Source organism: Ralstonia flaminis (assembly GCF_958415495.1).
Lineage (GTDB): Bacteria > Pseudomonadota > Gammaproteobacteria > Burkholderiales > Burkholderiaceae > Ralstonia > Ralstonia flaminis.
Genome location: NZ_CATZLL010000007.1, coordinates 58,196 through 78,418, shown reverse-complemented (window position 1 = coordinate 78,418; position 20,223 = coordinate 58,196). Strand labels below are relative to the sequence as shown.

Sequence of the window (20,223 nt, the reverse complement as noted above, 5' to 3'; positions counted from 1 at the left end):
GCATCGTAGGGAGCGCGCTGTGCGCTTTCCAGCGCGCAAGGCATGCTGCACGTCACACGCGTAACGCCTGTAACAAACGGCTTGGCGCACAATGACGGCAATCTTTTTTGCCTTGCAGCCTCAACTGCAGTTTCCGTATGCAGCCACCCACCTTGCCCGCCCTTCACCTGGAACTGACCACGCCGCAAACCGTCGATGGCCGACGTGCGCCGTTCCAGAGCCTGTGGCTGCTGGTACGGCTGGCCTATGCACACCGCCTGTCGCCCGAGCAGCCCTTTGTGCGACTGGCTGATCTGCGTGGGGCGGTATCGGATGCCAGCACGCAGCGCATGATGATCAGCCGTGCGTTTCGCGATTGGCAGAACTGGGGGGTGCAAGCCGGCTGGGGCGAACAGCGCGACCGCGAGCCACGCTTCCTCAACGCCGACAAACGCAGCCAGGGCCCGTTCTGGCTCACCCCCGAAGACGCCGCACGCGTCGTGTGTCTGGTCGAAGGGCGTATTGCCGACGACACGGACGTACGCGCCTTCCTCGGCATCACCACCGCAGAATGCGCAACGGACAACGCTGCAGATGCCACCGCCAGCGCGCTATCCGGCCCCGCACCCGGCACACCCAACCCTGCGTTCTGGCATGCCTTTCTGACGGCACGCCATGCCATGCGGGAAGGGCGCTTGCTGCACGCGTTGGGGGCCGGCACCCACACCGGCAGCGCGTCTGATGCCGAGCGCGGTGGTGCGCTGCTCGCCCTGCGCCACGCGGGGGATGCTGCCGACAACGATTTCCAGCGCGCCCTCGTCACCCTGGGCGAGGCAATGGCAGCCCGCCGGCTGGGCGACTCCACGCGCGCCAGCGCCCTGCTCTCGCAACTGCGGGCGCACCGCCGTCAGCGGCACGTGCTCGGCAACGACTACCTCGCGGCCATGGAGCGTGTCGTCACCGCCTGGTGTGCGTACGACCGACGCGATCTCGACCTCGCCGCCGGCCTGCTCGCACGCATGGCCGACGCAGAACCCGGCCGCAGCCTGCTGCGCTATCACCCGCAGATCCGGTTTGAGTGGAACAACCTCAGCGCCCTGATCGAACGCGCGCGGCTGCTCTACGCCGACACGGCCGACATTGCCCCGGCCGCGCGCGTACAAACGGCACAGCGCATCGTCGCCCAGTTCGAAACCGCGCTGGCTGCCGCGCTGGAGAGCCAGGCCTCCGATGCCGTGCAGCAGGTTGCCGCCAACCTCGGCATGACGTGCTGGCTGCTGCGGGATGCGCTGGGCAATTCAGCACCTGCGGATGGCACCATCGATGCCGTGCGCTGGCTGGCCATGAGCGAGTGGCAAGCGCTACGCAATGGCGGGCCACTGCAATCGGCATGGAACGCCATCGCCCTGATGCGCATTGCGCGTGCCGATGTGCCCCTCACCCTGGCCGAGCTTCGAACACGGGCCGGCCCGTTTGCCGAAGCCTTCGATGCACGCTACTGGCCGCAACGCTGGGCCGATGTGGCTGCACTGCGCCTGCGCGAGCACGACAGCGGCCGCCATCGATACGGCCACGTGCAAGTCAGCGGCCTGCTGCTGGAGCTGGCGTGGTTTTCCAATGCCGATGGCGATCACGCCACCTCCCGCACTGCCATGGAGCGGCTGTCGGAAACCGCACAAGACCTGGCGCCGCATGACCGCGCCTACTTCGCGCAAGCGCTCAAACAGCTTGCACAGACAACCGAGGCCGCCCCCTGAACCAGGTCGGTCATGAATCGACGGAAATATTCGTTGCATCCCTAACGATCTGTCGCTAGACTGCCGCGCATGTTCGATCACTGCCTGTACTTCAACACGACTGCCCTAGCCCGCACCGTCGAGCGCGAATGGACCGCCGCGTACGCGCCGTTCGGCCTGACGCCGCCGCAGGGGTTCGTACTACGTGTAGTGCTCAAGCGGCCCGGCGTGCTCAACCGCGAGCTGGCCGAGGTACTGGGCATTGCGCGGCCAACCGCCACGCGGCTCGTTGATGGTCTGGTCGCCAAGGGGCTGGTGGAACGCCAGCCCTCCGCGGAAGACGGCCGCGAGTGGAACCTGTTCCCCACCGATGCTGCACGTGCGGTGGAAGCTGCGTTGCAAGTAGCCAGCGCCAAAGTGGCACGGCGTCTGCGCGAGCATGTGGGCACCAGCATGTTTGACGACACGGTCCAGGCCATCCGTGAAGTGCGCAGCGCGCTGAACACGTAGCAAAAGCCAAGGCGGCAGATGCCGCCTCTTTCATCGCCATTTAGTTGCATACCTACTCATTTTTGCAGGGAGCCATGCATGACCACAGTCCTCGTCACCGGCATCGAACCGTTTGAATCCGACCCGACCAACCCTTCCTGGGACATCGCGCAGGCACTCGATGGCACGCAAGTCGACGGCGCGACCATTGTGGCGCGGCAGTTGCCCTGCGTGTTCGGCGCTGCCAATGCGCAGCTGGTGGCCGCGATTGAAGAAACGTCACCCACACTGGTGCTGGCGCTGGGGCTGGCCAGCGGGCGGGCGGAGATCTCGGTGGAGCGCGTGGCAATCAACGTGATCGATGCGCGCATTCCGGACAACGCCGGTAACCAGCCGGTCGACACACCCGTGGTGCCAGACGGGCCGACGGCGTACTTCTCCACGCTGCCGATCAAGGCGATCGTGCAGACGCTGCGCGAGGTGGGCGTGCCTGCGGCGGTGTCGCAAAGTGCCGGCACGTACAACTGCAACCACCTGTTCTATGGCCTGATGCACCACATCGCCACGCGTGCGCCGCATGTGCGCGGTGGCTTCATCCACGTGCCGACCACGCCCCAGCTGGCGGCACGGCATGCAGGCCGGCCAAGCCTGTCGCTGGATACGCAGGTCAAAGGGATACGCACGGCGATCAGCGTTGCGCTCGCCACGCGTGCCGATCTCAAGGTGAGCGGTGGTGCGGTGCACTAGGGCAGTCGTGCTGCCCGATGCTACGATCCAGGCGAAACTTCAATTCGCGAGGATCCTCACATGAAGAAGAATGCATGGATGCTCGGCATCTGCTTGGCGGTTGCAGGCGGCACGCTTGGTTCGATCACGTTACCTGCACAAGCGCAGGTGTCGGTTCATGTGCGGGTCGGCCCACCGCCGCCGCCACGCCACGAGCGTATTCCGAGAATGCCACCGGGCTACGTGTGGGCACCGGGTTACTGGCAATGGCACGCTGGTCGCTACGTCTGGCGCCCTGGCCACCAGATGCGCGGACGCCCCGGCCAGCACTGGCGGGCGCCGCATTGGGTGCACGGCCCCCGTGGCTGGGAAATGCGTCAAGGTGGCTGGGACCGTAACCACGGCCACCCCAAGAACCGCATCCAAGGCTGCCCGCCTGGCCGCAGGTGCTGATGAGATCAAAACTGGCCGGCCATGCGCCGGCCAGTTTTTTTGCCGAAGGCGATTCAGGCCACCAGCGGCATCAGCAACATGCGCGCAGCCAACTCCTGGCTAAACCCGTCGAGAGCCTGCACTGCGGATTCAGCACCGCGCGCCGTGTTCTGCAATCGGATGCCTTCCACTTGCTGGATGCCCACCGTGGCAAACACGTAGCGCAGATACGGCATCAGGAAATCCGTCTGCGCGTGGGCGCCGTCAAAATTGCCGCCCGATGCCGACACCACCAGCACCGAGCGATCCGCCAGCACACCAACCTTGCCTGTCGGCGTACGGCGAAACGTGCGCTCGGGCCGTACCACCAGGTCAATCCACGCCTTCAGCGTCGACGGCACGGTGTAGTTGTGCACGGGCGTCGAGATCAACACCGAATCCGCCGCCTCCAGTTCGCCGATCAACGTCTCGGACAGCGCCAGTTCCGCACGGTGCGCGTGGGTGCGATCGGCATCGGGCATCAGACTGGCCTCGACAAACGCAGCGTCGGGATGCGGCAGAGGCGTTGCCGCAAGGTCACGCTCGATGATGCGCAGGTCTGCGCTCGCCTCGGCCAGTTGGTCGAGCACCAGTTGCGCCGCGCGTCGGCTGTGCGATCGGCCTTCTCTCGGGCTCACGGCCACATGCAGCAATGTCGTCATGCGGCACCTTTTGCTGGCGTGTTGAACCCGAAACGCAGGGCGCCGGCCAGCAGGCCGTTGCGGTAATAGAAGCGGTGGCCGAGCACGTTGGACAACGGCGTGTCCAACACCAGCCGCACGCAACCCAGGCGCTGCGCCGTGTCCTTCAGATAATCCATCAACACATTGCCCAAGCCGCTGCTGCGCAGGTTGGCGTCGGTCACCAGATCGTCGACATATAGAAACGGACCGTAGACCAGGTTTTCCTGCAGCCGATAGCCAGCCAGTGCGACGGGCGCGCCATCACGCCAGACAGCGATGAGGCGATAGCCTTGCTCGACCTGCCGGCGCCAGCGTGTAACCAACTCGTCGGCATCGGCCAGATGCGGCCGCAGTTGATGCATGACGGGAAAACACGCACGCAGCGCGGCTTCGTCTTCAATAGGGCGGATGGAATCCACGGTCATGCCTCCTGCGTCGTAGCCACGGCGGTCGCTGGTACCTGCGGCGCAAAGCGCAACGACACGGCAATGCGGTTCCACGCCTGGATGTTGGCAATGGCGGCCGTCAGAAAGGCCACTTCGGTCTTGGAGAAATGCTCACGTACGGCATCGTATGCGTGGTCCTCAACACCGTGATCGACCGTGCGTGCCAAGGCGGACAGGGCTTCTGTCCAGGCCAGTGCAGCGCGCTCGCGCGGGGTGAACACCGCCGGCGTGTCACGCCACACGGCCACAAGGTCCAGCTTGGAAGTTGCCACGCCCAGCTTGCGCGACAGATTCAGGTGGAACTGCACGCAGAACGCACAGCCGTTGATTTGCGAGGCGCGTACCTTGATGAGCTCGGTCAGCGGCTTTTCCAGCCCGGAGGCATCCACCGCCTTGCCAAGTGCTTGCAAAGCGGCCGATACACCACCGGCGGTTTCGACGAATTCCGAGTAATCCATGCGAGGCGAGAGATCGTGCATATCCAGCTCCTGTTTGGGGGACGACGTTGTAAGCATGTTAATATCAGAGTTCGAACATGATATTCGAACTCTTACATTATGAGCAAGCGCACCCCTGCCGCCAACGCGGGCAATGAGTTGGACACACCCTTCATTCCCGAGCCAGGCCAGGGCAAACGCGGTGAAGAGGGCTACCTTGGTTACCTGCTGCGCCAGGCCAGCGCCGCGCACCGCCTGCGCATGGAACGCGCCATGACCGACGTGGGTGTCACGCTGCCGCAGTTCCTGGTGCTGACCATGATCCGCGCCTACCCCGGCGTCTCGAATGCCGACCTCGCCCGGCTGGCCATGCTGACGCCGCAAACCGTGAGCGTGATCGTCGCCAACCTGGAGCGCAGCGGCGCTATCACGCGCCGGCCGCATGCCGTGCACGGCCGCATCCAGCACATCGATGTAACGCCGGAAGGATTGGCCCTGCTGGCTGCCTGCCGAAAACGATCCGGCGGCATTGAGCGGGAACTGCTCGAAGGCTTCACCCCCGAAGAAGAACAGGTCGTGCGGCGCTGGCTGGTGCACGCGGCCATGGTGGGCAGCGACAAAGCGGCACCCTGAGCACCCTCCCGCGCCTGAAATTTTTCGCCCTCGTCCTTGACTTCAAGATCATCGCCACTATCATTCGATGTATCTTAAGATATATCTAGTGATGTTCAGCAGGAGAGTGACGATGCACGGATGGTTTGGACGCCACCACAAGATGTGGATGGAAAAGCATTTCATGATGATGGGCCGGCATGGCCACGGCCGCGGTGGTTTTGGCCGCGGTATGGGTGGCTTCGGCGGCCCTGGCGGCCACGGCGAGGGCGATGACGAAGGCGGCAGCCCCTGGCGCGGCCGGCGGCTGAGTTCAGCCGACCTGCAGCTCGTGCTGCTGGCGCTGCTCAAAGGCAGCCCACGTCACGGCTATGAACTCATCAAAGCGGTGGAAGAACACTCGTTGGGCTTCTATACACCGAGCCCTGGCATGGTCTACCCGGCGCTGTCGTATCTTGAGGATCACGGCTTTGCCTCCGTTACCGTCGAGGGCAACAAGAAGCGCTACGGCATTACGGCCGAAGGCGAGGCTTGGCTAGCCGAACGCCAGCACAGCGCCGACGCCATCCTCGCGCAACTGCGCGCCATGGGTGAACGCGTCAAGCGCATGAACGAAGCCATGGCGTTCGACCGCGAAACCGACGGCTCGGCTGAATGGGCCGACACCGGCAACGACCCGCTGCGCACCGCACGCTGGCGCCTGAAGTTCGCCATCATGGAAAAACGCTTCGCCTCGCGCGAAGAACAACAACGCGTGGCAGACATCCTGCTGCGCGCCCTCAAGGAAATCACCGGGGAACGTTGAGCCTCGCAGCCTTGATCCGGGTGGCCTGCCGCCACCTGGATGACGTCTGCGCAGCCATACCTCCCCCCTCTTTTCCGCAGCCCAACTATGCTCGCCTTCTACCGCACACAAGGTCTCATGTCGCAGCTGCTTAGCCCCCTCAAACCCGCCACGCGCCGCATGCGCGTGCGCGCCATTCATACATTGTCACCACGCATGCGCCGCGTGGTCTTTACGGGTGTCTCGCCGACCGACCTGGCCGATCTAGCCAATGTGTCGCCGGGCGCCGCGATCAAGCTGATGTTTCCGCTCAACGCGAATGGAGCAGCCGATCGTACGCTGGGCCGGGCCTACACCATCCGCCGCTACCACGCCGAGCGTGCCGAACTGGAAGTCGATTTTGTCGTGCACGACGAGACTCCCACCGCGCAGCACGGCCCCGCCGCCCGCTGGCTGGAGCACGCGGCCCCTGGCGATGAAGTCGAGTTTGCCGGCCCCAAGCGCGGCTTCCAGGCAAATCCCGCCGCACCGTGGACGTTGCTGGTGGGCGATGAAACCGCGCTGCCGGCCATCTTTGCCATTCTGGAGAGCCTGCCAGAACGCACGCGCGTGCACGCCTTTATCGCCATCAGCGATGCCCGTGCACGCTTGCCGCTTGAAGGCGTGCCTGGAGGCGCATCCGCCGGGCACCCGCGCAGCCACGACATCCACTGGGTCGAAGCCGACACGGCGCACGCTGGCGCCATGGTGGTGGGTGCGCTGAGCGCGCAGACGCTGCCCACGGGTACGCCGCAAGTCTTTCTGGCGGGCGAGGCGTCACTGCTCAAACAGGTGCGCACGCTGCTTGAAGACACCTGGGCGGTGCCACGCGATGCCATCGATGCCAAGGGCTACTGGACAGCCGGACTCACGCGCGAGCAGCGCAAAGCGCAGGAGCGTCGCTAGTACCACCCGAGGTTGCGGGCCGGTGCGCTCACGCCGCACCGCGCACCCAGTCGCCCAGCACGCGCTGCCCATACAGCAGCGCGGCATCCATCGCCTCACGCGGTGAGCCGAACGTGCAACTGGGCAGCACGGACTGCGACCCCCTCAGCGACTGCCCCTCCGCGCTGCGAAAGACCACGTCGATACGGGCCTCCCAGCCACGCTCGCCCGCCGGAATCACTCGAGGGACGATCTCCACGTCTCCACAGATCTTGTACACCGTGTTCCTCCATCTCCAGCAAATTCGCCAGTTGCCTTCAATCTAGCAATGGCTATGCCACGCGTACCGGTTCTGGGCGACCGGAGGAACCACTCGCCGATTTGATCTGGATCAAGTCGCGTCACATTTCAGCCTTCTTCGGCCTTTAGCCCCACGCCAGGCGTGCCGTTGCAGAGGAGGACTCCCGCCCATTTCTGCTATTTCCGCCTACCTGCGCGCCCATAAGGCGCGGCACACCATGCGCAAGAACCTCCCGGTCACCCAAGCCGAAACCGCACTCGCCCCCACCGATTACCTCATCTCCCGTACCGACCTCAAAGGCCGCATCGTCTTCGCCAATCCGGCGTTCGTGCGCGTCAGCGGCTACACACAGGAAGAGCTGATGGGCTCGCCGCACAATCTCGTGCGCCACCCCGACATGCCCGAGGCCGCCTTTGCAGACCTGTGGACCACGCTGCAAGCCGGCAAGCCGTGGCGTGGTTTCGTCAAGAACCGACGCAAGGACGGCGGCTTCTACTGGGTGCTCGCCAATGTCACGCCCGTGTTCCAGGGCGGTAGCGTCACCGGCTATACCTCCGTGCGCTCGATGGCCACGCCTTCGCAGATTGCCCGCGCGCAGCGTGCCTACGCCGCCATCAACGAAGGCGACACGTCCTACACCGTGCGCGCCGGTCGCATCCTGCGCACGGGCTGGCGACGCGCCGTCAATCTGTTCCAGCGCGACAGCCTGCGCTTCAAGGTCATCGGGCTGCAAAGCCTGATTGCCGTGGCCATCCTGATCGGCACGCTGTGGGCGCACATCGCGCTGGAAGCGGCCGACCTGCATGACAAAACGTGGCTGGTACTCAGCCGTGACTGGCTGTGGCTCACCGGTGTGGGCTGCGCGGGGCTTGCGACGATGTCGGGCGTGCTGCTGGCGCGCACGCTCATCCGCCCGCTGGAGGACGCGGCCACGCTGGCCACGCGCCTGGCCGCTGGTGACTTGACCACGGCCGTTGAAGTCCGCTCCAACGATGAGTTGGGCGAGGTGATGCGCGCCATGGGCACCATGCGCGCAAGCCTGTCGTCCATCGTGCGCGACATTCAGGATGGCGCCACCAACGTCGCACACAGCACGCTGCAGATTTCTGCGGGCAACCATGACCTGTCGGCCCGCACGGAGCAGCAGGCCGCCGCGCTGGAAGAAACCGCGTCGAGCATGGAAGAGCTCACGTCCATGGTTGCGCAGAACGCCGATCACGCGCGCGAAGCCAGCACGCTGGCCGAGCAGGCATCGCACATCGCGGCTGACGGCGGGCAAGTCGTGCAGCGCGTCGTGCAGACCATGGACGCCATCCGCGCCGACAGCCAGCGCGTGACCGAGATCATCGCCACCATCGAAAGCATCGCCTTCCAGACCAACATCCTGGCACTCAACGCCGCCGTGGAAGCTGCCCGCGCAGGAGAGGAAGGCCGCGGCTTTGCCGTCGTGGCCGGTGAGGTGCGCAGCCTCGCGCAACGCAGCGCGCAGGCCGCGGCACAGAGCAAGGAGATCATTCGCGCGTCTGACCAATCCGTGCGCGATGGCGTGGCGCTGGTACACCAGGCCGGCGCCACGATGACGCAGATCGTGCAGTCGGTGCAGACCGTCACCCAGCTCATGTCGGAAATCTCGGCCAGCTCGCGCGAGCAAAGCAGCGGCATTGCGCAGATCAACGACTCGGTCTCACAGCTCGATGGGGTGACGCAGCAGAACGCCACGCTGGTGGAAGAAGCCGCGGCAGCCACCTCGGTGCTGGCGCGACAGTCGGAAGACCTGAAGCTCGCGGTGGCGGTGTTCCGGGCGTGATTGCAGGGCGGGCGTACCTTGCGTGTGCCCGCCCCAGACCCTAGACGGCGAAGCGCGTATCACGCTCCAGCAGCGCCGCCACCGCATCGGGCAGCAGCGGCTCGCTGAAGTAATACCCCTGCAGTACGTCGCACTGATGTGAGGTGAGGAAGGCGGCCTGTGTGGCGTCTTCCACGCCTTCGGCACACACCTTCACGCCCAGGTTGTGGGCCAGCACCACCACCGTCGTGCAGATGGCCGCATCGTTGGAATCACGGTCGATGTCCTTGACGAAGGCGCGGTCGATCTTGATGAGGTCAATCGGCAGGCGCTTCAGATACGCCAGGCTCGAATACCCCGTTCCGAAATCGTCGATGGCAATGCGCACGCCAAGCTGACGGATGGCGGTCAGATCTTCGATGGTGCGCTCAGTGCCTTCCATCAGCATGGATTCAGTCACCTCCAGCTCCAGGAAGCCCGAGCCCAGGCCGTACTGGCGCTGCAGCTTGAGCAGCGTCGGCAACACGGTACCGCGCTTGAATTGCAACGGCGATACGTTCACGGCAATCGTCAGATCGTCAGCCAGGCCGCGCGCATGCCATTCCGCACGCTGCTGCGCAGCCTCGGCCAGCACCCAGTTGCCGATATCGACGATCAACCCACTCTCTTCGGCCACCGGAATAAACGCAGCCGGCGGCAGCAGCCCGCGCGTCGGGTGAATCCAGCGGATCAGCGCTTCCAGCCCGCATACGCGGCCGGTCTGGGTGTCGATCTGCGGCTGATACAGCAGGCGGAACTGGCCCTGCTCCAGCGCAGCCCGAATCTGGTGTTCCAGGTTCAACCGGTACGACACGCCGATGTCCATCTCGGGCGCGAAGAACTCCAGCCGGTTGCGGCCGTTCTGCTTGGCGTAGTACATCGCCATCTCGGCATGGCGGATGAGGGTGTCCGCATCCGAGCCGTGCGTGGGGTACTCCGCCACGCCAATGCTCGCCGTCACGAACACTTCGTGCCCTTCCACGCGGATGGCTTCGGCAAACAGGTCGAAGCCGAAATCCACGCCGCGCGAGCCGGCATGGGAGATCACCAGCGCAAACACGTCGCCGCCAAAGCGCGCCACGGTATCGACGGTGTCGGCCGCATCGCGCAGGCGCTCGGCCACGCGGCGCAGCACCTCATCGCCCAGCAGATGCCCCAGGCTGTCGTTGATGACCTTGAAGCGGTCGATATTGACCAGCGCCACGTAGAAGCGGCTGCGCTGGCGCGCGGCCATCTCCACCGACTGCTGCACACGGTCGGCCAGCAGCGTGCGGTTGGGCAGGCCGGTGAGCGGGTCGACCGTAGCGTGCTGCGCCAGGCGCGCGCGCGTCATCTCCTGCTCGGTCACATCGTCCTGAATCCCGACGTAGTGCGTGACCGCACCCTTGGCATCGCGCACGGGCGAGAGCAGGAAGTTGTTCAAGAACGGGTGGCCATCCTTGCGGAAGTTGCGCAGCAGCACGCGAATCTCGCTCGCGTCCCGCAGGGCTGCGCGCACTTCGTTCAACGCCGGCTGACCCGGCTCGGAAGAATGCAGGAAACGGCAGTTACGGCCCAGCACCTCGTCGGCGCGGTAGCCTGTCATGCGCTCGAAGCCGGGGTTCACGTAGACCAGCGGCATGTCCGGCCGCTGCGCATCGGCCACAGAAATGCCCGACGGCACAGACTCGACCACGCGGCGCAGCAGGCGCAATTGCTCGTCGGACTCGCGGCGCTCAGTGATGTCCTGCATGGTGCCGAACAGCGCCACCACCTCGTCGCGCTCGTTGCGCTCGATGTTGCCGCGCGAGAGCACCCAACGGTGCTCGCCGTCCCGGCGGATCATCTCCAGCTCCAGCGAATACGGCTCGCCTTCGGTTACGGCATGGCTGGCAGCTTCACGCAGGCGGTTGAAGCTGTCGGCAGTAAAGAACTGCGACTGTTGCGCGAATGTGGGCGGCAAACCTGCCGGCACGCCGGTCAGCACGTACATGCCGGAAGACCACGTGGTGGAGTCCCGCAGCACGTCCCAGCGCCAGCTACCGAGTAGCGCGATCTGTTCGGCCACGCTCAGGTTGGCCTCGCTTGCTCGCAGCTCCTGCTCCATGGCCGAACGCTGCGAGATATCGCTCACGCCGCCCACCATGCGTACGGCACGGCCGTCCTTGCCACGATAGATGCTGGCGCGAATCTCCACCGTGCGCGTGGCGCGGTTGGCATCAATCACGCGGCAGACGCTGTGCCAGCTGTTCTGGTCCGAATGCAGCACCGCGCGCAACTCCTGACCGAACGCGTCCACATCGTCCGGATGCACGAACTGGTGGAAAGTCAGCGTGCGCGATACACCGTCGTCTTCACCGGGGCCCATCAGCGCGTCGCTGCCCAAGAGCCGGTGCAGGCTGGCATTGGCCCAGGATTCTCCGGTGGCGATATCCCAGTCGAAGATCCAGTCATTCGTGGCACGCGCCACGCGCTGAAAACGTTCGGTCAGCCGATGGACGGTGGCGTCGTGCCGCTGGATGGCCGCGCGCATCTCGTTGAAGGTGCGCTCAAGCAACGACAACTCATCGCGCGTGGTGCCCTGCTCGACCACGCGCGCGGAGAAGTCACCCGCCGCGTAGTGGCGCGCCGCATCCACCAGCGCATCGACACGCGGCAGCACGAGCCGTCGCATCGCTATCTGAATCAGCGCCAGCAGCAGCACGATCATCAACAGGATGGCGCCGCCGCCGGCCAGCGCGATGTCGCGCTGCTGGCGAATGATGTCGGTCGCGTCCACCCCGCGCACGATGCGCAGGCGCCCGGCGGCGGCGTGCGGCACCACCATGGCGGCGTAGGCGCGGCGCACGCCATCGGTGTCGTCCACCAGCACCGGATCACCCGGCTGCTGGCCAGCCATGGCCACCAGCGTTCCCTTTGCAATCGTGGGGGCCTGCTCGGGCGTCATCGTGGCGTTGATCGACAGCACGTTGCCGGACGCGTCGATCAGGTAGACCGGTGCCCCCGACATACCGCCAGAGGCGGCCGAGATCAGAGCACTTTGCCGCACGGCCGCATAGGCCACACCCCGGATGGCGCCATCGCCGGCCACCATCGGCCGCGCAGAAACGATCACGGCCTGGTTGGACGCCTTCCCAATGACGAATGTCGACAGCGCCGGCTGACCGGTCGCCAGGATCTCGTGCACATATTCACGATCCGACACGTCGATACCGAGATTGGCCGGATCGGGCGTACACACCAGCTTGCCATGCGCGTCGATCACGCCGAGGTTGGAAAGCTCGTTCTGGTTATGGAAGACGCGGTTGACGAAGCGACTGCATTCCTGCTGGTCCATGCGCAGCGCCGAATCGTCGGCCACCAGCACGGAGAGCAGTTCGTTAGCGTTGGACAGCACCATCCCGACGCGCGCGGCGGCGGACTCGGTCTCGTGGGTCAGGCGCTGGGCAAGATGATCGTTGAGCCGGTCACGATAGAGCGCCACGCCGGCAATCGCCACAACAATAGCCGGCAAGGCGGCCACCGCAGCCAGTGCAAGCAAACGGCCGCGCAGCGTGGTGGGAAAAAAAGCGTGCTTCGGCACTTGAATGACCGGTAGAGCCTTGGTGTGGAGAGCGGATGCACTCTGCGGCTGCACCTCAGTGACGACACGACATGCGGCTCAGGGACCGTACGCCAAGGCACACGATGCAGTTGCGGCATCGTGCCGGCTGACGGCTGACGCAGTGCGCAAGCATTTTGCTTGCAATTCCTATCGCACGCAACTTGTGGAAATTGTGCACGCAACTGTTGCAATCCAGGTGGTTTTGTTGACGTTTCAGGGTTTCCAGGGGGCCAACTCGCTCTAAAATCCGGGCACATGTCAAACACGCCCGAATCTCGCCCCGTGGGCACCGCCCCACGCCGCCTGTTGTTCCGCCTACTGCCGGGCGTGGTGTTTGCCGCGCTGGTGCCGTTTGCGGGGTTGATTGCGGTGGCCGTCTCCACGGTGTACGACGACACCCGGCAGGAGATCGACAACCGCCTGGACCAGGTGATGTCGCAAGCGGCCCGCCCGATCGACGCGCGGCTGGCCACCATCATCGACCGCCTCTCCGCTGCCGCCGAGGGCGCCAGCAACCTGCACAAACCGGCCGACGGCCAAACCTGGCTCGACGCCCATGCCGAATTGCGCGGCGCGTTCGACAACGTACTGGTGGTCGGCGCCGACGGCACCATCCTGGCCGATGCGCCGGCGCTGCCTGAACGGCGTGGCGACAACATGGCCGACCACCCCATCTTCAAGACCGTGCGCGACACGCGTCGGCTCTACATGCCGGAACCGTTCCTGGCACCGGCGGGCAAGCGTCCGGTGGCCTCGTTTGCGGCACCGCTGCACGGCAATGACGGCGGCTTTGCTGGGCTGGTGATCGGATCGATCGAACTGTCTCGCAATCCGATGCTCGCCGATCTGGAAGCCGTCCGGATGGGGCGTACCGGGCGTCTGGTGGTGGTGTCGGAAGGGGGCAAATACATCGTCGCGCCGGATCGCTCGCGTCTGCTGCAGCAAGCGCCGGATCTGGCGGCCCTGCCCAATTCTGCGCGTTCGCTCGCGCAGGGCTGGAGCCAGGGCGCTGAATTCACCCCGCCGGGGCAGGCACCCGTCATCGTCGGCTATCGCCGGCTGAATGCTGTGCCCTGGAGCGTGGGCGTCTGGTGGCCGGTGCAGGAAGCCTACGCGGGCGCGGCACGTACGACGCGCACACTGATTGCTGCCGGCATCGCCTTCGGGGCCGTTTGCCTGCTGTTCGCCTGGTTCTGGATCGAGCGCGCAGTCAGTCCGCTGGAGCGCCTGCGCCACGAGGTGGAAGGCGGCCTGCCGATCCACCCGGTCACGCCCACTTCCGGCCGCCCGCCATTGCACGATACCCACCCGCCCGGGCCGCTCACGCGCCTGGGCGAGCTGGCGGACCCGAAGGTCTCTACGTTTGACCCGACCACAGAGGTAGGTGCACTGGCTGTGCGCGTCGGCCACCTCGCCAAGTACTGGGACCGGGCACTGGAGACCAGCAAACAGGACGTCGCCTTCTTCCGCGGGCTGGCCGAGCAGGCCCCGGTCGGGCTGGCGTTTCTGGATCGCACGCTGGCGGTGCCGTTTGCCAACGTGCGTTTCGAGCGGCTGCTGGGCACGAGCGCACAGGCTGTCAGCCTGGCACTGCAGGCCAAGGAAGGGGATCCGATCTCGCCTGCAGCGCGGGCCGTGGCCACCGTGCTCGCCCATCTGCCGCGCGCGCCGCTAGCACTGGCGGATCAGCCGGTCGTGATTGCCACCGGACAAGGTGCCGGTATCGGCGCGGTGCTGCTGACGGCACGGCCCATCGGCGGGGCCGGTGCGCCGCTGGCGGGCTGGATCGTCGCCGTGGTCGACAGCACGCGCGAGCAACGTGCCAAGGAAGCGCTCGAACAAGAAGTCCGTGCCGCGCTGCTGGTGCTCGATGCCATTCAGGAGCCGCTGCTCACGATCGACGGCGATGGCATCATCACCCACGCCAGCCGCGCCATTGAAACACTCGTTGGCACACACCCCGCTCGCGCGGTCGGCCAATCGATCAACCGCCTGCTGCACCTGATCGAGCACGACAGCGGCAGGCGGGTCATCCCCACGCAGCTGCTGCGCGCGGGCGGCACGCTCACGGGCAGCCTGCGGCTGGAACGCGCCGACGGGCGCCGGCACGATGTGGAATTGTCATGGGGCCCGTTGCCGGGCACGTCGGGCAGCGGTGTACTGGTGCTGCGCGATGTGTCAGCCACACGAGAAACCGTGCAGCGCATTGCCTGGGATGCCACACACGACGTGCTGACCGGGTTGCTGAACCGCCGCGGCTTTGATGCGACCTTGCACGCGCAGGTCGAAGCCCACCGTGGGGGCAACCCGGTCACACGTGCGCCACTGGCCCTCATCATGATCGACTTGGATGGCTTCAAAGCCATCAACGACCGCTACGGCCATGCCGCTGGTGACGACGTGCTGCGCGGCGTGGCCGAGCTCGTCGTGCAGAACACCCGCACGCAGGACTACGTGGCCCGCCTGGGCGGCGACGAGTTCGCAGTCATCCTGCCCAACTGCGACATGCAGGCTGCCGTCACGTTTGCCGACCGCATCCGCGCGGCGCTGGCGCGGCAGCCGCTGCTGGCCGCCGGTGCGCGGGCAGAGATTGCGCTCTCACAGGGGGTGGTTGAATTGCACGCAGTTGACGCAGACGCCAGTGCCTTCCTGGCACGTGCGGACGCCGCTTGCTACCGCGCTAAAAACGAAGGCCGCGGCGCGATCGCCAGCGACTAGCACCGTGAGGAACCCGCCTGCGATCCGTAGCGAGCGGCCTGAGGTTGGTTCGAGAGCCGCAACCGTACATGGGTACGGTGAGCATCGCAGGGCCAAGATCGAGCCGCGCAGCAGAATCGCGGGCAAGTTCCGGGCACCAAAGAAAAAACCACCGGATAGCGGTATCCGGTGGCTTCAAGAATACGCTTTGAACGGGGAAGTTCAGCGCACTTGAAGCATAGGCAATGCCCCCCACCCGGCCAATACCCAGGATAGGGTAATTTGGCAAAAACCCGGCACCCGTAGCGGTTTCCCACGCACCCCACGCTTTTTGTGCCTTCGGCGCAACGCCCCCCCCTCCGCGTTAATCCCTCGTCCGAAATAACCATCCCGGCGACCCGGTGCCGCAGCCCTTCACACGGGATGTTGCGATATAATGAAAACGATTCGCATTTACGCAATATCAAGTTAACGACTAGGCACGATGCGGCTTTCCGAGCTTTCCCGCCGGGCGACGGCGGTGGTGGATCACGTTGAAGACCGTGAATCCGCCGATCCAATCAGCCAACGCCTGCGCGAACTCGGGTTCGTCACAGGCGAAGTGGTGCGCGTGGTGGCCGTGGGCCCGTTCGGCGGTGATCCGCTGGTCGTGCAGGTTGGTTTCACGCGCTTTGCGTTGCGCCGCCAGGAGGCCGCCCGCGTTCGCGTGCGTGCTGAAGCGGCCACGCAACCCGCCGCTTCGGCCGTTTCCGCCACCGAGGCAGCCCCGCCCGCGCAGGTGCGCGAGGCGGCGTAGCCCGTCGCTCGCTGCCGACACTTTCCGGCCCCGCTTATCCGGTCTTCATGCAGATGCACGCCTCTCCCGCTTCCTCTTCCTCGCCGGCATTGCGCGTTGCCCTGGTCGGCAACCCCAATTGCGGCAAGACCGCGCTGTTCAACCTGCTGACCGGCAGCCGTCAAAAGGTGGCCAACTATGCAGGCGTGACGGTAGAGCGCAAGGAAGGCCGCTTCACCGCACCGTCGGGCCGTCACGTACAGATTCTCGACTTGCCCGGCGCCTATAGCTTGGTTGCCACCAGCCCCGACGAAGCCATCACGCGCGATATCTGCCTGGGCACGTTCCGTGGTGAGCCACGCCCCGACATGCTCATCTGCGTGGTGGACGCCACCAATCTGCGCCTGCACCTGCGCTTCGTGCTGGAGCTGCAGCGACTGGGCCTGCCGATGGTGCTGGCATTGAACATGGTGGATGCAGCGGAACGCCGCGGCATCCGCATCGACCGCGCCAAGCTGGAGGCCGCACTGGGCGTGCCCGTGGTGCAGACCGTGGCCATCAAGCGCAATGGCGCGGCCGACCTCGTCGCCCATATCGATCACGAGCAACTGCCGGCCGTGCCGGTGGGGCTGCCCGCCGACGCCGACCCGCATACAGAGGTCAAACGCCTGCTCGACGCCGCCGTCACCATGCCGCGCAGCACCGCCGAGCTGGACGACCGGCTGGACCGCATCGTGCTGCATCCGGTGCTGGGCCTGCTGTTGCTGGCCGTGCTGATGTTCTTCATGTTCCAGGCGGTGTTCTCCTGGGCGCAGCCGCTCATGGACGGTATCCAGGGCGCCGTGGAAGCCGTGGGTGTGTGGGTTGGCACAGTCATGCCCGACGGCATGCTCAAGAGCCTGCTGGTGAACGGCATCATCGCGGGCACGGGCAGCGTGTTGGTGTTCCTGCCGCAGATCCTGATCCTGTTCCTGTTCATCCTCTCGCTGGAGGAATCCGGCTACCTGCCGCGCGCGGCCTTCCTGCTCGACCGGCTGATGGCGGGTGCCGGGTTGTCGGGCCGCTCGTTCATTCCGCTGCTCTCCAGCTTTGCCTGCGCGATCCCCGGCGTGATGGCCACGCGCACGATTCAGGACCCCCGCGACCGGCTGGTGACGATTCTTGTGGCACCGCTGATGACATGTTCGGCACGCCTGCCCGTGTATGCGCTGCTGATTGGCGCGTTCATTCCGATGCGCCAGGTGTGGGGCGTGTTCAACCTGCAGGGGCTGGTGCTGTTCGGGCTGTACATGGCCGGCATCGTGTCGGCGCTGGTGGTGGCCTACGTGCTCAAGTACCTCAAGCGCGATCGCAATGAGCACCCGCTCATTCTCGAATTGCCGTCGTATCGACTGCCCAGCGCGCGTAACCTCATCGTTGGCCTGATCGAGCGTGCGCGCATCTTCCTGCGGCGCATCGGCACGGTCATCCTGAAGATGATGGTGCTGCTGTGGTTCCTGTCGACGTTCCCATCACCGCCCGCCAACGCCACCCTTCCCGCCATCGACTACAGCTTTGCTGGCTACATCGGCCGCGCGCTGGAAGTCGTGTTTGCGCCGATCGGCTTTACGTGGCAGATGTGTGTTGCGCTGGTGCCGGGCATGGCCGCACGCGAAGTGGCTGTGGGTGCGCTGGCGACGGTGTATTCGCTGTCGGCCACGCATGAGGATGCCGCCGCGCAACTGGCGCCGATCATTGCCCAGCAATGGTCGCTGGCCACTGCGTTGGCCTTCCTGGCTTGGTACGTGTACGCGCCGCAATGCATTTCGACGCTGGCCACCATCCGCCGCGAGACCAACTCGTGGAAGGTGATGGCGGGCACGGCCGCTTACCTCTTCGCGCTGGCCTACCTAGCCGCCTTCGCCACCTACCAGATCGCACGGGTGCTGACATGAGCCTGTACCACGTTGTCGAAACCGGCGTCGTTGCCACGGTCGTGGCGATGAGCGCGCTGTCGATTACCGGTCGCTATGCACCAACCATGCGTGCCCGAACGATGGCGCGCGTGGCAGGCTGGTGCGATCGGCCGTCGCGACCGGACTGGATGCGTGCTTTCGGGCAACGCCTCCTCACTCCGGGAGTGTCGCCGTCATGCCACTCCGATCCGCTTTCGGGCAGCGCGTGTGGCAGCGGTTGCAGTGGCTGCGCATCGGGCGAGTCTTCATCGTCTGCTGCGGTTGAACAACCAATCCACTTCTTGCGCCGCAAATAATCGCCGACGCAACACCACAACACCAACGGGCTCGCATCACGCGAGCCCGTTTTATTTTTGGAGAGCGCAGGCGTAGACTGGTCCAAACCTGAACGGGGGACGCGTCATGACCGAAGAGTTGCTGGTTCAGTTGATTGCGGAAGTCGAGAAGGAAGACCCGGTGGACTTCGCCAACCTGCCCTTTGACGAGCAGATGTTGCGCGGCTTGGTCTGCAAGCTGGTCTCGCGCCAGCTGTCGCAAATGGAAGATGCGCACTTCAGCCAGGACGAGGTGATCGTCTCGCTCACGGCGAGCATCGCCAAACTGGTGCTGGAAAATCTCGTGCTGAATGCGCGCCTGCTGGCACAGCAGGGCCACGGCGAAAGCGCCCGCGCACTGCTCGAGCGCATCTCCCGACAGGCGAAGGGCTGACGCCCAAACCTGAGCGTTACGACACTACGTTGTACTGGGTGCGCGCCCGCGTCAGCAGACGCTTGGCGACCGACAGGCCGCGAATGGCGGCGGCATCGTCATCGCTAGGAAAATCGAATTCGGCGCTCCAGTTACAACCGGTGTGATCGGGCCGGTGAATGCACATGGCGCGCAGTTCGCAGTTGGCGCATTCCGGATGCTGCTGAACACAGCGGGCCAGCAGGGTCTTGAGTTCATCTTCGGACTTCAGACGGCGTTGCATCGGCATCTCCTGGGTAACACGATGTGTTGGAACCCACGGCAGCGGATGAGTTTCGCCACGATCCCGCCGATGATGTTTCAGGGCGTTACCGCATCACATCAATGTGAAGCGCACCCTATGCGTTCAAGCCCACAGCGTCCCGCGCACCCGCACTGGCCTGGCACGCCGGGCACACACCGTACAGCGCCAGCGCGTGATCGCGCAGCACAAAGCCGCGCTCACTTGCCACACGCTCCTGACGGGCCTCGATGGCATCGTCGTGAAACTCTTCCACGCGGCCGCACGACATGCAGATCAAGTGATCGTGATGCGCACCCTCGTTGATCTCATACACCGCATGGCCGGCCTCGAACGTATGACGCAGCAGCACGCTGGCATCCACCAGTTGATTGAGCACGCGGTAGACCGTCGAGATGCCGATGTCGAGGTCCGACGTCAGCAGCTGGCGATAGACGTCTTCCGCACTCAGGTGACGGCCGTGGTCCGTGCCGGCAGCAAGAATTTCCAGAATCTTGACGCGCGGTGACGTGGCTTTGAGCCCGGCACGGCGCAGGTCGGTCGAATTTGGCATGGCGTTCGGGGGCGTAAGGCTAGGAGGTCAGCGCAGCAGGGCCGGAAACGGGCGTCGCAATCGTGCAGACGGGGTTCCGAAAAAAGACGGCATGGCTGGCGGCCCGGGAAAGTCGCAGTCGGGAAAGCGGGGTCTGAGTGCTTTCCCGACTGTCGGGCGGCTTGCTACTGCCAAACGCTCTGTGTGTCAGAGCGGTCCCCACAAAAGATCGGTTGCCGGGGCGCCAGGCATCCAATGGCCGGCACGCTCGCAGCGGAAT

The 20,223-nt window shown here is 65.3% G+C and carries 20 protein-coding genes; 13 read left to right on the top strand and 7 right to left on the bottom strand.

From position 1 onward, the window contains the following. The first annotated feature begins 137 nt into the window (after positions 1-137). The 4 genes from R2N11_RS12740 to R2N11_RS12725 all read left to right on the top strand — a co-directional run bounded on the left by R2N11_RS12740 (position 138) and on the right by R2N11_RS12725 (position 3,383). Positions 138-1,736, top strand: coding sequence for a hypothetical protein (locus R2N11_RS12740; RefSeq protein WP_316681306.1), 1,599 nt, complete (start codon positions 138-140; stop codon positions 1,734-1,736). Between the two features lie 69 nt (positions 1,737-1,805). Then, on the top strand, positions 1,806-2,225 hold the full coding sequence (locus R2N11_RS12735; RefSeq protein WP_316681305.1) for a MarR family winged helix-turn-helix transcriptional regulator: 420 nt from the start codon (positions 1,806-1,808) through the stop codon (positions 2,223-2,225). A 78-nt stretch (positions 2,226-2,303) separates the two neighbouring features. Further along, positions 2,304-2,951 (top strand): pyroglutamyl-peptidase I, encoded by a 648-nt coding sequence (gene pcp / locus R2N11_RS12730; RefSeq protein ID WP_199032628.1) that lies wholly within the window; start codon positions 2,304-2,306, stop codon positions 2,949-2,951. 60 nt (positions 2,952-3,011) lie between these two features. After that, entirely contained in the window at positions 3,012-3,383 is a 372-nt protein-coding gene (locus tag R2N11_RS12725) for a YXWGXW repeat-containing protein (protein WP_199032627.1), read from the top strand. A 53-nt stretch (positions 3,384-3,436) separates the two neighbouring features. Here the strand turns inward: R2N11_RS12725 and R2N11_RS12720 are convergent, their stop codons facing one another. From R2N11_RS12720 to R2N11_RS12710, 3 genes are read right to left on the bottom strand one after another with little or no spacing between them, the layout of a single operon-like run. Continuing rightward, positions 3,437-4,063 carry an FMN-dependent NADH-azoreductase gene (locus R2N11_RS12720; protein ID WP_316681304.1) on the bottom strand — a complete coding sequence of 209 codons (627 nt, stop codon included), beginning with the start codon at positions 4,061-4,063 and terminating at the stop codon, positions 3,437-3,439. Continuing rightward, a complete protein-coding gene (locus R2N11_RS12715; RefSeq protein WP_199032625.1) occupies positions 4,060-4,509 on the bottom strand; it encodes a GNAT family N-acetyltransferase in 450 nt (149 codons plus the stop codon). Before R2N11_RS12715 ends, R2N11_RS12720 begins: the two co-directional genes overlap by 4 nt. After that, positions 4,506-5,009 (bottom strand): carboxymuconolactone decarboxylase family protein, encoded by a 504-nt coding sequence (locus R2N11_RS12710; protein ID WP_199032624.1) that lies wholly within the window; start codon positions 5,007-5,009, stop codon positions 4,506-4,508. The genes R2N11_RS12715 and R2N11_RS12710 overlap by 4 nt, the downstream gene beginning before the upstream one ends. A gap of 78 nt (positions 5,010-5,087) precedes the next feature. Here R2N11_RS12710 and R2N11_RS12705 point away from each other — a divergent pair, with 78 nt between their 5' ends. The 3 genes from R2N11_RS12705 to R2N11_RS12695 all read left to right on the top strand — a co-directional run bounded on the left by R2N11_RS12705 (position 5,088) and on the right by R2N11_RS12695 (position 7,308). Beyond that, complete coding sequence (locus R2N11_RS12705; RefSeq protein WP_316681303.1) at positions 5,088-5,600, top strand: MarR family winged helix-turn-helix transcriptional regulator; 513 nt, start codon at positions 5,088-5,090, stop codon at positions 5,598-5,600. A gap of 112 nt (positions 5,601-5,712) precedes the next feature. Next, positions 5,713-6,384, top strand: a complete 672-nt coding sequence (locus R2N11_RS12700; RefSeq protein ID WP_199032622.1) for a PadR family transcriptional regulator — start codon at positions 5,713-5,715, stop codon at positions 6,382-6,384. Positions 6,385-6,471: 87 nt separating this feature from the next. Continuing rightward, on the top strand, positions 6,472-7,308 hold the full coding sequence (locus R2N11_RS12695) for a siderophore-interacting protein (RefSeq protein ID WP_316681302.1): 837 nt from the start codon (positions 6,472-6,474) through the stop codon (positions 7,306-7,308). Between the two features lie 28 nt (positions 7,309-7,336). Here the strand turns inward: R2N11_RS12695 and R2N11_RS12690 are convergent, their stop codons facing one another. Next, positions 7,337-7,567: a hypothetical protein gene (locus tag R2N11_RS12690; protein WP_199032620.1), complete on the bottom strand. Its 231-nt coding sequence runs from the start codon at positions 7,565-7,567 to the stop codon at positions 7,337-7,339. A 238-nt stretch (positions 7,568-7,805) separates the two neighbouring features. Between R2N11_RS12690 and R2N11_RS12685 the strand changes: the two genes are divergently transcribed. Continuing rightward, positions 7,806-9,395 (top strand): methyl-accepting chemotaxis protein, encoded by a 1,590-nt coding sequence (locus R2N11_RS12685; protein WP_316681301.1) that lies wholly within the window; start codon positions 7,806-7,808, stop codon positions 9,393-9,395. Positions 9,396-9,435: 40 nt separating this feature from the next. On the opposite strand, the gene R2N11_RS12680 is transcribed toward R2N11_RS12685, so the two are convergent. After that, positions 9,436-12,975 carry a bifunctional diguanylate cyclase/phosphodiesterase gene (locus R2N11_RS12680; RefSeq protein ID WP_199033058.1) on the bottom strand — a complete coding sequence of 1,180 codons (3,540 nt, stop codon included), beginning with the start codon at positions 12,973-12,975 and terminating at the stop codon, positions 9,436-9,438. Positions 12,976-13,251: 276 nt separating this feature from the next. On the opposite strand from R2N11_RS12680, the gene R2N11_RS12675 reads away from it, so the two are divergent. From R2N11_RS12675 to R2N11_RS12655, 5 genes are all read left to right on the top strand, one after another. Then, positions 13,252-15,714, top strand: coding sequence for a sensor domain-containing diguanylate cyclase (locus R2N11_RS12675; RefSeq protein WP_316681300.1), 2,463 nt, complete (start codon positions 13,252-13,254; stop codon positions 15,712-15,714). Positions 15,715-16,177: 463 nt separating this feature from the next. Further along, a complete protein-coding gene (locus tag R2N11_RS12670; protein WP_316681299.1) occupies positions 16,178-16,489 on the top strand; it encodes a FeoA family protein in 312 nt (103 codons plus the stop codon). A gap of 47 nt (positions 16,490-16,536) precedes the next feature. After that, positions 16,537-18,402 carry a ferrous iron transport protein B gene (feoB, locus tag R2N11_RS12665; RefSeq protein ID WP_316681298.1) on the top strand — a complete coding sequence of 622 codons (1,866 nt, stop codon included), beginning with the start codon at positions 16,537-16,539 and terminating at the stop codon, positions 18,400-18,402. Further along, on the top strand, positions 18,399-18,719 hold the full coding sequence (locus R2N11_RS12660) for a DUF6587 family protein (protein WP_316681297.1): 321 nt from the start codon (positions 18,399-18,401) through the stop codon (positions 18,717-18,719). The genes feoB and R2N11_RS12660 overlap by 4 nt, the downstream gene beginning before the upstream one ends. Before the next feature lie 106 nt (positions 18,720-18,825). After that, positions 18,826-19,131 carry a hypothetical protein gene (locus R2N11_RS12655; RefSeq protein WP_316681296.1) on the top strand — a complete coding sequence of 102 codons (306 nt, stop codon included), beginning with the start codon at positions 18,826-18,828 and terminating at the stop codon, positions 19,129-19,131. A 16-nt stretch (positions 19,132-19,147) separates the two neighbouring features. Here R2N11_RS12655 and R2N11_RS12650 read toward each other — a convergent pair whose 3' ends face one another. Further along, positions 19,148-19,393, bottom strand: coding sequence for a hypothetical protein (locus tag R2N11_RS12650; protein ID WP_199032889.1), 246 nt, complete (start codon positions 19,391-19,393; stop codon positions 19,148-19,150). Positions 19,394-19,508: 115 nt separating this feature from the next. Then, positions 19,509-19,964: a ferric iron uptake transcriptional regulator gene (gene fur, locus R2N11_RS12645; protein ID WP_199032888.1), complete on the bottom strand. Its 456-nt coding sequence runs from the start codon at positions 19,962-19,964 to the stop codon at positions 19,509-19,511. Between the last annotated feature and the right edge of the window lie 259 nt (positions 19,965-20,223).